This is a genomic window from Gabonibacter chumensis (assembly GCF_024741215.1).
In the GTDB taxonomy this organism is placed as follows: domain Bacteria; phylum Bacteroidota; class Bacteroidia; order Bacteroidales; family Marinifilaceae; genus Gabonibacter; species Gabonibacter massiliensis.
Genome location: NZ_JANSKB010000006.1, coordinates 61,575 through 78,504, shown reverse-complemented (window position 1 = coordinate 78,504; position 16,930 = coordinate 61,575). Strand labels below are relative to the sequence as shown.

Here is a 16,930-nt window from a genome sequence, read left to right as displayed (position 1 = left end):
TTTTATTTAATAGTAATTTCACTATCGGGTACCGGAAGTACAAAATACTCATCCGAAGGACCGAAGGTCTCGTAATCCGAGGGAATAGCTTCGTTCAATCTCTTAAACATAAAGAACAATTGTCCCTCTCCCCACAAATCTCTACGCATATCGTTACGCAAAGCTTCAATAAAGGTATCCTTATCCTTAATAGCCTGTTTTTGTTCCGTCACGGCAGCAGATCTGATTCCTCTTCCGGATTTCACCTTAAACAAATACTCCTTCGCCTCGTCCAAATTAGTTCCACAAATAGCCTCTGCGGCGATATAATATACTTCGCTCATACGCAACATCGGAATCAAATAGTTAGCAACCTTTGTCTGGGTCGTGGTCGCCGTTTGTTCTTTGTATTTCAAAGGACGGAAATACTCGTATCCCAAATAGTTCTCAATTTGATACTTAAAGCGATAATCGTCACTCGTCATATCTTCATAAGAACCCTTTAAATCCGGAGCAAAGATTTTTTTAATGTTCGTCAGTCTCAAATAATACATACTGCTTCCGCTCATCACCTCATTGGCCGCCCGATCCCAATCTCCTAACTTGGGAGCATACAATCCCATGATGATGTCGCTATAGAATTTCAAATCTCCATTGCTGGCCGAATTTTTGAAAGAGAAATAGTTATTTTTCTTCTCCATTTCGATCAAAGCAGTAGCTTCGTTATACGCGTCGGTCGTCTGACCTGCATACAGGTATACCCGGGCCAAGGCGGCACAAGCGGCATAATAGTTCATCCGGTATCCCCGGGTCGAAATAAATCGATTGGTCAAACTTCCGGCAACCTCAAAACGATTGGAAGTAGATAACGTGTAAGCAGAATCGCTCTTCCACAAAAACGCTTTTGCATCCTTCAGATCTCTGATAATCAAATCCAAACATTCGTTTACGCTTTTCTTGTTAGAAATCAAAGAGGGATAAGTATCCACGTAAGGAATATATTTCGTGGTCGGATTCGTTACCGGAGCTGCCGCGTACAAACGCAACATATCGAACTGGATAAAGGCGCGTAAAGCCAAGGCTTCTCCCCATATCATATTCTTTTCCCGTTCTCCGGCTGCAAAAATTTCAGGATCAGCCTGAGGCACATTATTCAATATGTTGTTGCAATTGGCTACCGTATTATAAGCCTCTTCCCAGATCGTCTCGATAACCGGTTTCAAATATTCGTCTTCGAACTCGTATTCCACGGCCTTCTTCATATCCTTGGTAGCATTATCTGATGCATAACTCAAATTATAGCATTGTCCCAAAGCATCTACCAATCCCCAGGTCAGATTACGACCGTAAAGGTTATAAGCGGCCATCGATTTATAAACACCGTTCAAGGCATTCCGGAATCCCTCTCCCTTACTCCAAAGTTCTTCCTCCGTGATCTGATCCTCCGGAGAGACATCCAGCCACTTGTTGCACGAAGCCAACACAAACGGCAACACGCAAACAGAAAGTAATATTAACTTATATCTTTTCATAGTTTTCTAATTAATTAAAAGTTGACCATTAACGAGAAGCTTACGCCCCGTGCAAACGGATAGCTAAGCCCCCGTTCTTGACGAATACTGGACCATCTTACGATATCCTCCATACTTACCTCAAAACTCATCCGGCTCATTCTAAGACGTTTTACAAATGATTCGTTGAAATCATACGTCAAAGAGATGGAAGACAAGGTGAGGAAATTATCATCCTGCACGAAACGAGAGGTGGGCAAAGTCGTCACGTCACGATTCTTAATATCTTTCAAAGGAGTCACGTCTCCCGGATTTTGCCAACGATCGGTCAATACCCGTTTGTCCACGTTTCTGTTTTCCACTTTTGCATTCTCAACCCGGTCGACCAAAGTTTGGTTATAAGCCTGTCCACCCCATTGATACATAAAGTTAACAAACAAGGTGAAGTTCTTATAAATGGCATTCAAACCGAAAGAACCCTGAGCATCCGGTTCGGTATTTCCAACGATCACCTGTTGGGTTGCACTCCAGGTATGAGTAACGGATCCGTCGCGATTCAGGAAAAGCTCCTTTCCGTTACTCGGGTCGATACCCAAAGATTGCATCGCAAATAGAGAGGTCAAAGAACCGCCCTCTTCGTATTTCATAATCGGCTTGGAATACTTGGGATCTTTACTAATCCAGGAAGCGCTAACCTGATCATCCTCAGCATCTTTATAATAATCATTTACCTGATCATTGTACATTTTCAACGACTCGGAGATTTTCAAAATCTTATTTTTATTGTGGGCTAAATTTCCCCAAAGAGCGATGTTCAAATCCCGCTTCTTAATGATATCCGCACGAAGTTGAATTTCAAATCCGCGGTTTTGGTTCTCTCCCACATTGTCTACATAGTAAGAGAAACCGGATGAAGTCGGAAGCGTTACATCATTGATCAAGTCAACCGTTTTCTTATTGTAGAAGTCGAAATTCAACGTGAATCGGTTAAACACGGTCATATCCAAACCGACATTCAATTCATTCGTGGTTTCCCAGGTCAAATCTTTGTTTCCTAAAGCTTTCAATTTCACACCGTATCCGGTCTTGTACCACTCGTCCGTTTGAGCTTCGTAAGTAGTTATTGCACTGTACGGAGAGAAATTCACCTTACCGGTTTGTCCGTAAGATCCGCGGATTTTCAACTGATCGAAAATACCGTTGTCTTTCATGAACTCGAAATTATGAATATTCAAACCCAAACCGCCGGACCAGAAAGAACCCCAAGGTTGATTACGTCCGAATTCGGAAGAACCGTCAAAACGTACGGAAGCATCCAACAGGTAAATATCATTATAAGTATAGTTCAAACTTCCGATAAAACCGACCAAACGGGTCTGGTTCTCGCTCTTGGAAGGTTTATCGTATACTTCGGCAGCATAGTTCGGTGAATGCAACTCTCCGGACGGGAAACCTCTGTAGTGAATGGAGGTCGTGGTCGTTTTCGTAGAGCGGGCATTCATACCCAAAGAAAAGTTCACACTGTGGGCACCGATCAAACGGTTGTAATAAACGAATACATTGGCATTCCAGTTCGTATTTTCTCCTTTATTCCAGTACAAATCTCCCAAAAGACCGTCGCTATCGTCAGAATCCTTAGCAGATACTTTGCTGGAAAGAGGATCGTAAAAACGTTCTCCTTTCGTATACTGTTTGGTAATACTGAATTGTCCTTTGACAGACAAGAAATCGTTAACATACCAGTTCATACTGAGGTTATCAATAAACTCGTCGTATTTGCTATACTCGAAATTATTCAAAGTAGCTTCATACAACGGGTTGTTCAAACCTGAATTGGAAGCATCCACGGAAAAATCCAACTTCTCTACCAATTTACCGTTCTTGTCGTATGGACGATCGTAGGGCAACAACTCCGTATAATCGCTAAAGGATCCGTAAGGAGACTCTTGCGATTTCGTGTAGGTATAAGAGATTGTATTCTTTACCTGGAACTTCTTGTTCAAACGATAATCCACGGAGAATCCCACACCCATCGTTCTACGATAAGAGTCTTTCATTACACCGCCTCTGTTGTTGAATTGGGCATCCAAACCGTAACGCAAATCGTTGTTACCTCCTTCAACATATAAACTGTGTTGGTGTTCGACGACATTACGCAATGGCATAGACATCCAATCGGTATCCACACCCTCTACAAGCCTTTCGTAACGTTTATTGTATGCCTTCATGGCATCGTCCAAACCATTGTAATTAGCCGGATCGTATAAGCCGGAAAGCACCTCGATATCTAACTTCTCCTTTGCATTTGCCAAATTATAATCGGACAAATCAGGCATGGTTACCGTGGCTTTTCCGGTATAAGAAACCGTCACTTCTCCCGGTTTCGGAGCGATCAACTCGATAACGATCACACCGTTAGCAGCACGAGAACCGTACATAGCCGTTGCAGCAGCATCTTTCAAAATCGTAATATTGGCAACCCGGTTCATATCCAAGTCGTATACCTTCTGTACATCTACCTCAAAACCATCCAAAATAAAGGTCGGCAGGTTCGGGTTATTCTGCAAGGCCGATTTAGATAGCGGATCTTTATTCAACTCTTTCACACCGATACCGGAACGTCCCCGGATATACATTTCAGGCAAAGCATTCGGGTCGGATCCCCATTGATTATTCGTCTGTATTCTAAAAGAAGGATCAAAAGCCTGCAAGGCTTTTATCACATTACTTTTAGAAGCCTTCAGCAACTCCTTTCCCTCAATCGTTTGCGCACTACCGGTAAAACTTTGTTTTTTGATTTGTCCGTAACCGGTAACCACAACCTCGTCCACTTCCGTTACATCCGGTTGCAATCTTACGATAACATCTTTGCTCAGATCCTTGATCTTGTTAACATCCACTTCATGGGATTTCATTCCAAGGAAAGAGAAGACCAGAATCATCGTATCCCTTTTGGGAAACTTAATTTCAAATTTACCATCAATGTCCGAAACAACACCCAAAGTTGTCTTTTTCAAAATAACCGCAACACCGGGTAGAGGTTCGCCCTTTTCATCGAAAACCTTACCTTTTACCGTAACAGCCTTTACCTCTTCTTTCTTTTGATCGTCCGGAGTGATGATGATGATGTTATTCACGATCTTAAAATCATACTTCGTTCCGGATAAACAGGACTTCAATATTTCAGAAATCGTTGCATCCGTAAAGGAACGGGTAATGTTCGTGATATTCTTCACCTCTTCGTCATTGTACAAAAACTCATACGTAGTCTTCGTTTTCAGTACATTCAACACCTCACTCAAGGACTGTTTTTCAAACTGAACTGTAATGTTCTGTTGACTGAAAGCTTTTTCGCTTGAAAAAGCAATGTGCGTGATTAGCAATAGCATTAACGTCAGCTTCGAACCTAACGAAAATCGACTATGACCAAACAACCAGTTTTTCATTTTACTTCTCATTGATTTTTAATTTATTTAGGTCATTTTTAGTACATATCACCCGAGTCAGAAAGCCACCATAGTGATCTCTGAGTCAAGTAATTGATGTTTTATAAAAATTCAATACACCACAAACCTACCTTCTCCCGCATAATTTTTTTTCAAAATTATCGTGAGAAAATTTGCTTAATATTTGTTTATGGGAAAAAAAAGAGTATATTTGTAGTCCCTTTTGGTTTATTTTTAGTACACATTTAAGGGTCAGGGTTGCAGCTCTGGCCCTTTTCTTATACCCTTTCTTTTATTTTTCCCTAACCCATACACTTTTACCTTTCACTTCAAACGCTATATTTTTTGTCGTCAAACTTAACAATTCCAACACATCTTCGATTTTTGCATAACGAGGCAAAAAACCGGTAAAATGAAAATCTTTTACCGTTTGATTGGCATAAAACACATCCACCACATACCATCGAGCCAATTTTTTCATGATCTCCTCTATACTACCGCCTTTAAAGCGGAAACTCTCGTACATCCACGTGGTGTAAAGCTCCACATCTATTCCTTTTACATCCACGCCTTTATCCGTCACTATGGCCTGCTCCCCCGGCTTCAACACGATTTGCTTGTTATTACGCGTATTTATTTCGACCTTTCCAGAAGCCAATGTTGTCCTCGAATCTTCATCGTCCTCGTAAGCGGAAACATTGAAAGAGGTTCCCAAAACCCGGACATCGTAAGCAGAACACACAACAACAAAAGGCCGGTCGGCATCTTTAGCTACCTCAAAAAAAGCCTCTCCCGAAAGATACACCACCCGTTCCTTACATCCCGCAAAACTTTCCGGGAAACGCAACTCCGTCGCCGAATTCAAATAAACTTTGGTACCGTCGCTTAAAACCATTCTATATTCTCCTCCGCGAGGAATCTCCATTTTTCCATATTGGGGTAACGAATCTTGCTGTGCTTCATCTAAATCCTTGAACACCACCTCACGTCCGTTATTCTCTGCCGCAGAACTTGCCAGCATCAAATCTCCCAAAGTATCCAATTGATACGTAATTCCTGAAGCAACCGTCAACCTCGCCATCGGACGTCCCGGCACGATTTCTTCGCGAACGGCCAGTTTCTCTTCTTCCGCAGGCTTATTCGAAGATTTCAACCACAGAACCATCGACACACCGAACAAGACCACGACAGAAGCTGCAACCTTGTATATCCTGAATAAGCGCTGTTTACGGCGCCTTTCGGCCTTTATTTTTAACACTGCCCATGCGCTGTCGGCATCACGAGACAGAATTTTCCGAATCTCCCCCAACTGCATCGCCTCGTCACAAATCCGTGAAAAGAGCTCCTTATGACGAACCGAAGAAGCCACCCACGCGTCTAATTTCCGTCGGTCGGCCTCACTGATTTCATTCCGCAAATAGGAAACTATTATGGCGGCAATGTCATACTGATATGTACGGTTTTCTCTTTTCATCATCATTTATTACACGAAGGGTATTCAAAAGGATTAAATGAATCTTCGTTTTTTTCGAAAAAAATTTTTGTCTCCGTTTCAGGAACAATTATCCTAAAAACAAATACATCATAAAATCCTTGTATACAAGTTAATAATTACATCATCCATATTTTTCCAAAATATTCAAAAAAAACACCACGAAAGGAAAAATGTCTTTTAACCCCTCTCTCAAAATTTTTTTCCCGCGCGCTTTTTGAGCCTTCACCGTATTCACGCTTAGTCCTAACTCTTCCGCCACGGTTTCATTGTCCTTTCCCTGAAAATAAGAAAGATCGAACACTTTACGGCACTCGGGCGGCAGCTTCTCCACCGCTTCGGCCAACTCCTTATGAACCTCGGTAAGAATCAGGTTATCTTCAAAATTCTCAGAAGACTCCTCCCGGGTGATAAACTCTATATACTTTTCCCTGGAAACCTTATTCCTCAAAGCATTTAAACAAGCATTCCGCACAGATAAATACAGGAAGTTTTTCAAATGAAGTTCTGTCTGAAAAGTAACTTTCTTCTCCAACAAACTGATAAAAACATCCTGCACTATGTCCTCCGTAATACTGTCATCCTGGATATACTGAGATGCAAAATAACATAAGGGACTATAATATTCTTTAAATACAGTCTCCACATTATATGCATATCCGTTTACCTTTTTCAAATTCCTATCAGTCATCTCGTACACGTCTTTCATACACAACAAAAATGGTGATAAAGTAACCAATTTCTCACGTGAAAACGATATGAACAAAATAGAAAAATTAAGAAAAAATACTAATAAAAACAATACAAAAATAGCTCAATAAATACAAAAAGAGAACCCCAAGTAAGCTAAAAAGGTCCTCTTTTTCACATTTGCCAAAATAACTGTACATTCGCGATTAAACATAGATTCCTTTTTGTTTATCAAAAAAGGAATTCGTAAACGATGATAATCACATCGGATCTTTCCGGTCCATCACCTCATCTCCTTCCACTTGCCGGAATCATAAACGCGATACAACTTCCCCTTTTTCATCATTACCCCGCGTCCCCGACGGGCATTCCGGTTCCTTACGTTATTTACATTTACCGCAATCACCCGCTTCCCGTAAAACCGGGATATATCTTTAAAGATCGTATGTCCGACCCACACCTTTTCTACCTTCAACTTTTGCATAACGGATTTTACCTCCTTCAGTGTCATCGGATCGTATTTTTTCTTATTCAGCACCATCCCCCGGTACCATAAAGGTCCTTTTCCCGAAAATAGAAAGGCTGACAATCCGGATACGGCTTTACGTTCCGGTTTTGATAAAAACAAAGAAGCACTTACGGTTCGGTTCACCTCCTCTAAACTTTCCTTCAAAGCGGCAAATTCACGGCTAAAACCGGCATGTACAAAAACATCATCTCCGACAATAGCAACCGTATTTTTAGTCTGCAGCCAACGCCCCAACTCGCTATTTCCATGCCAGAGTTCTTGATAAGAAAGCCCTAAACGCTTTGCCATATTCAAATATTTTTCCCGGGTATAACGCAAATCTCCCCGCAATACCATCTCTTCGTGATTTCCCAATAAAAAGGTGACAGCTCCTCCCGCCTCCCGGGCCTCCTGCTCCAATTTATAAATCAACCAAAAAATCGGTAGCACATCTTCTCCCCTATCGAAAACATCCCCGATAATAACCACGCGATTTCGGCCGAAAACCCACCGATAGGCCTCGTCAATAACTTTTCCGGCCTGTAGTATGGAAACAAAACAATCCATATTTCCGTGAGGATCGGAAATTACAAAAATCTGATCCGCAACTTCGGGAATTCGATACTCCTCCCGGCTAAATCGGTGTAATCGAACGGAGAAACGATGTGCCCCATCTTCCGAACGAACTTGAAAAGAGAAATGATCATCCGGAAAAAACAAACGATTTGTCAATTTTCCGGTCTCATCCACCTCCAACAACCTCACCCCTCCGTCTTTCTCATGCAAAATATACGGCCCGTCGACAAAAAAAAGCGTGTCTTTCGTTTGCATTTCTTGTGCAAATACCCGATCGATAGGGAACCATATCATGATATACAGCAAACCCCATATTATCTTATTCATTTTCATAACTTTTTTATTAAAATCTAAAAAAACGTTCCTAAAACTCCACGTGTACCCCCATTGTATAAGTAGTGGCTGAAGGATAAACCTCCGGCCTTCGAAAACCGGTTAAGGTGATTTCCGGATCGAACCCTTTCAATTCGGTCCATACAAAAAGATTCTCTGCCTGAAAAAACAAACGAGCATGTTCTATTCCAAATCTTTGAATCCAACTTTCAGGCAAGTTATATTGCATCTTCATGCTCTTCAACTTCAAATAATCCCCGTCATGCAAGTACCGTGTCGAATGATAGCGATCCCAACCATTATTAATACGAATCGGATTTTTTCCGGCGGGATTATCCGGTGTCCAACGATCCAATTGATCCCGTTCCATATTTCTGTAATTTCGGGCACCGTCATTCTTCGTACAATAAGAGCCGGTATAATCCAACACCTTATACCCGCAGGCATAAGTAAACAAACACCTCCATTCCCAATTCCTATACCGCAATACATTTGTCACGCCCCCGCTAACCTTAGGTAAAGCACTACCCTTTACTTCTCGAGAGCCTTTAGAGTATTTCGTCGTTAACTCCCTTGCTCCATTTTTTCCCACATGCACCCATTGCTGTTCACCCGTCTCTCGGTCAACTCCGGCCCACTTCTTTAAATACCACGAATAGATGCTCTCTCCGTTCCGCTGTATCTGTAAACCGAGATAGTCTCCTTTCAACCCGAAGAATCGATTTTTCAAGGTCGCCAGGTTAAAGTCGATCCCCCAGTCCCAACATCCCTTTTTCAGGAGATCCGATTCCACGTTTAACTCTATTCCGACATTACGCAACCCTGCTCCCGTGTTCTCCAAACGACTGGAATAACCACTCACGTAAGAAAGAGGGACATCCTGCAATAAATTTGCAGTCACCCGATAATAATACTCTATATTCAGGTGCATCCGGTTAAGAAGAACGGCTTCCACTCCTATATTCAAGATTCGGTTATTCTCCCAAGTCAAATGTTTATTGGCAATGGTTTCAGCATGCAATCCCGGTTTACCGTTATACTCGTAACCAAAAGAATAAAGAGGACGCCAACCGTAAAGTTTCCGAGGCAAACAACCGTTACTCCCGTAACTAATCTTCAATTTTAACTCTTGGATCTTATCCTGCCGTTGCATGAATCGCTCCCGGGAAATCCTCCAAGCTGCCGAGACGGAACCAAAAAGTCCGAAACGATAGTCGGGATGAAAACAAGAAGAACGATCCCCCCGCAAAGAAACCGACAAATAATATTTCTGCTTATACGTGTAATTTGAATTGAACAACCAAGAAAACATGGCATAACCTTCTCCAGCACCTCCTACCCTCGATACCTTAGCGGATGCCGATAAATAAGGGAAGTCATCCGAAAGAAAACGCACACCCCGGGCCGATATGTACTCCTCCTTCACATCTTCCAACTCGAATCCGGTATAAACACTCCACTCGTGTCCTTTTCCCAGAACAGGACGATAATAAAGCATTCCCGTGCCCACGATTTTTCGGCGACGGGCATCTCGTTCATAAAGAGCACCTCCGTCTTTTTGTCCATCTCCGAAATCCTTATCGTAATATTGACGACGACGTGCCATTAAAGCCGACAAAGAGACAGAACCCCGAAAAAAAAGAGACTTTAACAACCAATAACGTATCCATCCCGAAGTACAAACGATCGTTTGCGGACGGGCATAAATGTTATATTCATTAACAGCCAACGGATTCATATTACTATTCTGTCCGTACGGAAATTCCAGGTTCAAAGATCCGTCCTCCAAACGGACCGGAACGACCGGAGCCAAAGAGAGAGCCGTATACTGAGGCATGGCATACCCCATGGCATCTTGCCGCGGTCCTTTCTGATCGGAATGAGAAAGCATGGTCTTTATTCCCCAATGAAACGATTCACCCGCAGATTCCGAAGCAAAGTTCACCCGTATAGAATACCGTTTCAATTGACTTCCCCGAATAACTCCCTGCTGATTCAAATATTCTAAAGAGATATAGTAGTTCCCGGCAGTATTTCCCCCATCCATTGAGAAATTGATTTTTTGAAACGGAGCCGGACGGGTTACCCTCTCATACCAATTGACATCCGGCACTTTTCTCATATCCACTCCAAATAAGTCCTCATAATATCCTCCGTCTCCCCTCTTTATCTTAAAAACCTCATTAAATCTTTGTTGTGCGGTATGATACCAATCATAATAGTTCTTTCCCTCGAGCAAGTAGTTTTCTTTATCCGTGTACAACCGCTTTATCTCTTCAAAAAAATTATTTTTAGAAATTTGCTGGTATACCAAACGATGCATCTCACCCTCTACCCACAAGTCGGTAAACTCTTCGGCATTTACAAGATCGGGCTTTGAACCGGAGAACAACGAGGCGAATCCCAACTGGGTATCCAGAGTATAACGGGTATTCCCGTCCCCGCTCCCCCGCTTCGTCGTAATCACAATAACGCCGTTTGCGCCCCGGGAACCATACATGGAAGCAGAAGCCGCATCTTTCAAAACCGTGATATTGGCAATATCCTGCGGGTTAATCGTGTTCAAAGGGTTGATCGGATATTCGTCGTCTCCGGAAAGATTAATCAAATCCCAAACCATCCCGTCCACGACATACAGGGGATCTTTGGAGGCATGCATGGACCCCACTCCCCGGATTAAAACAGAATAAGCCACCCCGGGTTGTCCCGATCCACCTACCAATGTACCGGAAGAGTGTCCACGAATGACATCTTGAAAAGAGCTGACGGATCGTTCCCCGATATTTTCCAATCCGATGACCGTTGCCGATCCAGTGTAACCGGTTCGCGCATATTGACCGTATCCCGTAATGATCACCTCCCTCAAACGTTTACAATCCGGACGCAACACCACGTCAACGGTCCTCTCTCCCATAATCTCTACTTCATAACTCTCCATTCCGATAAAGGAATAAACAAGTATCGATCTACCTCTCTCCGGTATTCGCAAAGCATACCGACCATTTATATCTGTGGCCACCCCTACCGAACTTCCTTTCAAACGTATGGTAGCTCCCGGCAACACCTCCCCCTCCACGTCTCGTACACACCCTCGTATTGTTCTCATTTTCATCTCCTCAGGCTGTTTGTCGCATCGTCGAAGTACAAAAACCTCGTGACGGACATCATAACACAACCCGGTACCCCCGAGGTATTTATCCAGAATCGCCCGAACCCCCTTGTTTCTCTCTTTTACCCGGGACAGTCGTACCGATTCCACATCAGACGTGCTATAAATAAAAATCAAATCGGTTTTACGTTGCAACTCCCAGATTAAATCCCGTAACATGACATTCTTCAGATTCAAATTAACCCGTTGTTCTTGTGCCTGAAGAGTTTTCCCCTCGATCAGACACGCCCAAAGCAATAGATATTTAATAAATCTTCTCATATGTACATTTTCATTCAAACTTAATCCGACAGTTTCCACCAACACAAATCAAACGGTACTCCTAACGCAAACAAGATTGTCCGAAAATCGATTCCGGACAATCTCTCTACAAACAAGCAAATCTATTCACCCAATACTTATTGATAAGGTGCGTAACCAGGATTTTGCTCCCCCCGGATAGTAGGATTCGCATCCATCTCGTTCTCCGGTATCGGATATACTACCTGAGGCAGAGTATAATCAATATTTTCGTTTGCAGCCGTCACACATCCTTTCCTTTCCCGCTTAAAAGGAATGGCTCGGCGGAAATGGTCCCAATAGGTATGTCCCAATAAAACCAATTCTTTCCGACGTTCCAATAACACGGCATCGATTAACTCCTGCTTGGTCAACAATCCTCCTTCAAATGTTTCGTCCGTCCGAGCCTCATGTACCTTATTCATGTAATCCAAAGCAGTCTTCAACCCGTCGGGACGGCTACTCTCCGCGTAAGCTTCGGCCAGATTCAGATAGACCTCGGCCAAACAAACCATAGGAATATTATGTTGATAATGGGTAGGATCTCCTATATACCTTCGACACCCCTTACCTTTTCTGTTATCGCAAATCATATAACTCCGCACGTCCTTCGCATCCTTTTTTACGATATTCATCCAAAACGAATTGATGCTATAAGCAGCGTATCCCTGTTTTGCCGAAATTTTTCCGTCTTTCGGATCGTCGGGATTATCGATCGTCGGGTAGCGTACAATATAATTCAAAGCCGCCGTACTCAAATTGTCCGTTGTCGTGTAAGCCAATTCCCATATATTCTCCTTACAGAAAGGTTTGTAATAATTCGTCTTGTATTCATTATAATCCATCATCTTACTCTTCCCCCCTAAAGCCAACTCTCCTTCCGTGATAGCCTCTTCCCATTTGCCTAAATAAAGGTATACCCGGGAAAGTAAAGCACATACGGCATAATAGGAGATCTCTCCTTGTTTTACCGGCATTCCCTCCAAACAAACTTTTGCCTGATTCAATTCATCGAGGATCCTCTCGTAACAAGTAGCTGCGTCCGTGCGACCGATAGGTTTGGCAATTACACTGCTCAGCTCCTCGATAGTCAATACCAAAGGCACACCCATTTTATACCTATCCTCGTACTTGGCCCCTCCCGGACAGGAGAAAACCGGAGGATAAGCGAACATTCGCATCAAATCGAAATAGGTCAATCCGCGTAAGGCATGAGCCTCTCCTTTTATCCGCTTTTTCTCTTTCTCGTTGCCGGGAACACGATCGATACGCCCGATAATATTGGTTGTAGCCTTCACTACTCCATAAAGTTGCTCCCAAGTATCAACAGCATAACCGCCTGAGGAAGAAGACTCCTGATAACCGTTCTCCCGTTCGAAGCGGTTTCCCGTTCCGCTGTTTACATAAAAATCAGGGCCTTTCGCCGCCTCATAAGCATACACCTGACGTCCGTAATAAGTTTCATCCGATATCGCATCATAAACCCCATACAAAGCTCCCTGTACATGCTCCAAATTCTCGAACACGATATCTTCATCCATATTATCGTAGGGCGTCCGATCTAAAAAGTGATCACAACCGGATAACATGACCACCAATATGCCTAATATATATATCTTTTTCATAACCGTATCATTTTAGAAGTTAATCTGTAAACCTGCCGTAAACGTCATAGCCGAAGGATAGTCATCCGGATTGCGATAACCGTTTAAGGTCATTTCGGGATCATACCCTTTCAATTCGGAAAGTGCAAACAGGTTCTCCGCCTGTATAAACACTTTGGCATTTCTCAAGGTCAATTTATCCATCCAAGGTTTGGGCAGATCGTATTGCAATTTGATATTTTTCAATTTCAAATAATCTCCTTTATACAAATAACGGGTAGAGGTCCAGCGACTCCATTTTTTGGAATTGATCCGTAACGGATTTTTTCCGGTAGGATGATCAGGGGTCCAACGGTCCAACTGATCTTTTTCTATCGCACGGATATCCCGGGCTCCGTCATTTTTAGTAGCCGAACGACCGGTATAGTCCAATACTTTATGTCCCATAGCATAGGTAAACAGGAAACTCAACTCCAAGCCCCGATACGAAACGGTACTGGAAAACCCTCCGTTCACCTTCGGCAGTGCCGTTCCCCGGATATCCCGTTCCGCTTCGTCATAATCCTTGGTGACTACTTTATTTCCCCGATCGTCCTTTTTATACCATTGTTGCTCTCCGGTTTGCGGATCGATACCGGCCCACTCTCTCAGATACCAGGAATAATAACTCTCCCCGTTACGTTTGATTTGAGTGCCGATATCATCGTTATCCAAACCGAAAAACTCGTTTCTCAACGTGGCCACATTAATGTTAAAATCCCAATTGATCTGACGATCCTGAATAATCGACGCGTGCAACTCCATCTCCCATCCCCTGTTCTTCAGTCCGGCGGAAGAATTCACCAATCGTTCTTTATGCCCCGTCACGTAAGAGATAGGCAAATCTTGCAATAAATTCTCAGTCCTCCGGTTATAATACTCTATACTCAAATCGATCCGGTTGAAAAAACCGATCTCCAAACCGATATTAAAGATTTTGTTCTCTTCCCATGACAAATCTTTAGAAGCGATCGCCGTCGGTTTCAATCCTAAATGTCCGTTGTAATTATAACCGAAAGAGTAACGGGAACGCCAGCTATAATACGAGCTCGGCAAAGTTCCGTTTATTCCGTAACTGGCTTTGATTTTCAGGTTATTCAACCAATTTGCATCTTGCAAGAACGTCTCTTCCTTAATACGCCAGGCCCCCGATACGGACCAAAAATTACCCACCCGGTAATCCTTGTGGAAACGGGAAGAACGGTCACTTCGGAAAGAAGCAGAAAAGAAATATTTATTATCATAACTGTAATCTCCTTTCAATAACCAGGAAAGCATGGAATAACGGTCTCCGTCTCCGGCAACCGCACCCGGAACGGCAGCCGCACTCAGGTATGGAAAATCATCCGAAAGGAAATTAGTTGCTTCTGCCCTGATATATTCATATTTCATATCCTCCCACTCGACTCCCCCATAGACTAACACCTCGTGTACGTCGTTAAAGGTCTTTTCAAGGTAAGCCAAATTAGTATTGGAAATCTTTCGGCGACGGGCATCCCGTTCGTACAGATAACCATTACTTTTTGCCCCGTCTCCGAAATCCTTATCATAATACTGCCGACGACGGGCATGTATATAATCAAGACCGAAAGTACTTTTCAGCTTTAACCACTTCGTAAGATTGAATTGTAAAAAACCGGAAGTCAACACTTTTGTCTGCGGACGATCATAGCTGTTGTATTTCGCAATAGCCAAAGGATTCATATTCGAGTTGACATTCTTGGGAAAATTGAAATTAAAAGATCCGTCCTCCAAATAAACAGGCACAACCGGAGCAAGTGACAAAGCCGTGTAATGCAACATGGCATATCCCGATGCATCCCGGCGAGGTCCCGATTGGGCGGAATAGGTCAATTGAGTATTCAGCCCCCAGTTAAAGAAATTATCCGGATCGTCGGAAGTCAAATTCATACGGAGTGAGTAACGTTTTAATTCACTCGATTTCAAAACACCCTGTTGATTGAAATATTCCAACGATGCATAAAATTTTCCGACACGTGATCCTCCCCGGGCCGAGACATTGATCTTCTGGAAAGGAGCCGTACGGGTCACCTCGTCATACCAATTCACATCGGGCACTTTATCGGCATCCGCTCCAAACAGATCGGTATAATACTCGTCACCATTCGCACCCTTTTTGATTTTAAAGGCATCACAAAATTCGGTCTTGGCATCCGCGTACCATTCGTTGTAATTTTTCCCGTCAAACTTATACCCCTCTTTGTCTTTGTATAAATCCTTGATAATTGCAAAAAAATCGTCTGTTTTGGCACAAGCAGCATATACCATCCGGTGCATCTCTCCCTCCAACCAAAGTTCCGTAAACTCTTTTCCGTTCACCAAATCCGGTTTCGAAGCTTCAAATATCTTGGAAAAACCGAATTGCATATCGACCGTATATTGCGGTCTCTTTCCCATCTGTCCTTGTTTCGTGGTAATTACAATCACCCCGTTGGCTCCGCGCGAACCGTACAGAGAGGCCGATGCCGCATCTTTCAATACCGTCATACTGGCAATGTCCGAAGGATTTAGAGTATTCAACGGATTGGTAGGAAATTCGGCACTCCCCGACATATTGGCAGCATCCCAAACAATTCCGTCCACGACATAAAGCGGGGCATTAGAAGCATTCATTGAACTGATTCCCCTTAAACGGACCGTTCCGGACACTCCCGGTTGTCCGGTAGAGGTAACCAGCGTCCCCGGCGAATTTCCCCGCAATACATCCTGAAAAGAGGCTACCGGCCGTTCTTCAATCTTTCTCGCGGTCATCACGGTAGCCGAACCCGTGTAAGCCTCCTTCCGGACAGTCGAATAACCGGTCACGATCACATCCTTTATTCTTGCCACGTCCTCTTGCAACAAAATCTTCAACGTCGTCTCCGGTTTAGTGATCTTGATCTCTTTCGTTTTCATCCCGATAAAAGAGATCACGATAACCATCTCCTCGGATTTCGGGATCTTAAGTTCAAATTTACCATCGACAGCCGTAGCCGTACCGACTTGTGTTCCCTTTAGACGGACAGAAACTCCCGGCATCGGCTCTTTGGTCACACTATCGATGACCGTTCCCTTTACCACCCAGAGTTCCGGTGCTCCCTCATTTACCGGATCGGCAGAAGAAAGGTTTCCTGCAGACAGTTCTGTCAGACCTAAAATAACCATGCAAAAGGCTAATCTCATCAGAAAAAAAACCTTTTTTAATTCTTTCCACGTGAAAGAAACTCCTTTTTTTTCCATAACTTTGTGTGTTAAGTTTAACATAAGTTCTTGTTTTACAAGAGCTGGGGCTACGCGATGTTCC

The 16,930-nt window shown here is 43.2% G+C and carries 8 protein-coding genes; all 8 read right to left on the bottom strand.

The window, feature by feature from the left end; genetic code table 11:
* Nucleotides 1-2: 2 nt before the first annotated feature.
* Nucleotides 3-1,511, bottom strand: a complete 1,509-nt coding sequence (locus NVS78_RS12840) for a RagB/SusD family nutrient uptake outer membrane protein (RefSeq protein ID WP_286359533.1) — start codon at nucleotides 1,509-1,511, stop codon at nucleotides 3-5.
* A 14-nt stretch (nucleotides 1,512-1,525) separates the two neighbouring features.
* Entirely contained in the window at nucleotides 1,526-4,948 is a 3,423-nt protein-coding gene (locus tag NVS78_RS12835) for a SusC/RagA family TonB-linked outer membrane protein (protein ID WP_286359532.1), read from the bottom strand.
* A gap of 280 nt (nucleotides 4,949-5,228) precedes the next feature.
* Nucleotides 5,229-6,410 carry a FecR family protein gene (locus NVS78_RS12830; protein ID WP_286359531.1) on the bottom strand — a complete coding sequence of 394 codons (1,182 nt, stop codon included), beginning with the start codon at nucleotides 6,408-6,410 and terminating at the stop codon, nucleotides 5,229-5,231.
* Between the two features lie 142 nt (nucleotides 6,411-6,552).
* A complete protein-coding gene (locus NVS78_RS12825) occupies nucleotides 6,553-7,137 on the bottom strand; it encodes an RNA polymerase sigma-70 factor (protein WP_286359530.1) in 585 nt (194 codons plus the stop codon).
* 264 nt (nucleotides 7,138-7,401) lie between these two features.
* Nucleotides 7,402-8,529, bottom strand: a complete 1,128-nt coding sequence (locus NVS78_RS12820) for a metallophosphoesterase (protein WP_286359529.1) — start codon at nucleotides 8,527-8,529, stop codon at nucleotides 7,402-7,404.
* A 37-nt stretch (nucleotides 8,530-8,566) separates the two neighbouring features.
* A complete protein-coding gene (locus NVS78_RS12815; protein WP_286359528.1) occupies nucleotides 8,567-11,965 on the bottom strand; it encodes a SusC/RagA family TonB-linked outer membrane protein in 3,399 nt (1,132 codons plus the stop codon).
* 137 nt (nucleotides 11,966-12,102) lie between these two features.
* The gene (locus tag NVS78_RS12810; RefSeq protein WP_286359527.1) at nucleotides 12,103-13,608 is read right to left on the bottom strand and encodes a RagB/SusD family nutrient uptake outer membrane protein; all 1,506 of its coding nucleotides are present in this window, start codon (nucleotides 13,606-13,608) and stop codon (nucleotides 12,103-12,105) included.
* A 12-nt stretch (nucleotides 13,609-13,620) separates the two neighbouring features.
* Nucleotides 13,621-16,866 carry a SusC/RagA family TonB-linked outer membrane protein gene (locus tag NVS78_RS12805; RefSeq protein WP_286359526.1) on the bottom strand — a complete coding sequence of 1,082 codons (3,246 nt, stop codon included), beginning with the start codon at nucleotides 16,864-16,866 and terminating at the stop codon, nucleotides 13,621-13,623.
* Nucleotides 16,867-16,930 lie beyond the last annotated feature (64 nt).

Bases quoted from the DNA above. Each gene is read 5' to 3' on its own strand.
- NVS78_RS12810 (WP_286359527.1), bottom strand. From the start codon at position 13,608: ATGAAAAAGATATATATATTAGGCATATTGGTGGTCATGTTATCCGGT.
- NVS78_RS12805 (WP_286359526.1), bottom strand. From the start codon at position 16,866: ATGGAAAAAAAAGGAGTTTCTTTCACGTGGAAAGAATTAAAAAAGGTT.
- NVS78_RS12815 (WP_286359528.1), bottom strand. From the start codon at position 11,965: ATGAGAAGATTTATTAAATATCTATTGCTTTGGGCGTGTCTGATCGAG.
- NVS78_RS12830 (WP_286359531.1), bottom strand. From the start codon at position 6,410: ATGAAAAGAGAAAACCGTACATATCAGTATGACATTGCCGCCATAATA.
- NVS78_RS12820 (WP_286359529.1), bottom strand. From the start codon at position 8,529: ATGAATAAGATAATATGGGGTTTGCTGTATATCATGATATGGTTCCCT.
- NVS78_RS12825 (WP_286359530.1), bottom strand. From the start codon at position 7,137: ATGAAAGACGTGTACGAGATGACTGATAGGAATTTGAAAAAGGTAAAC.
- NVS78_RS12840 (WP_286359533.1), bottom strand. From the start codon at position 1,511: ATGAAAAGATATAAGTTAATATTACTTTCTGTTTGCGTGTTGCCGTTT.
- NVS78_RS12835 (WP_286359532.1), bottom strand. From the start codon at position 4,948: ATGAGAAGTAAAATGAAAAACTGGTTGTTTGGTCATAGTCGATTTTCG.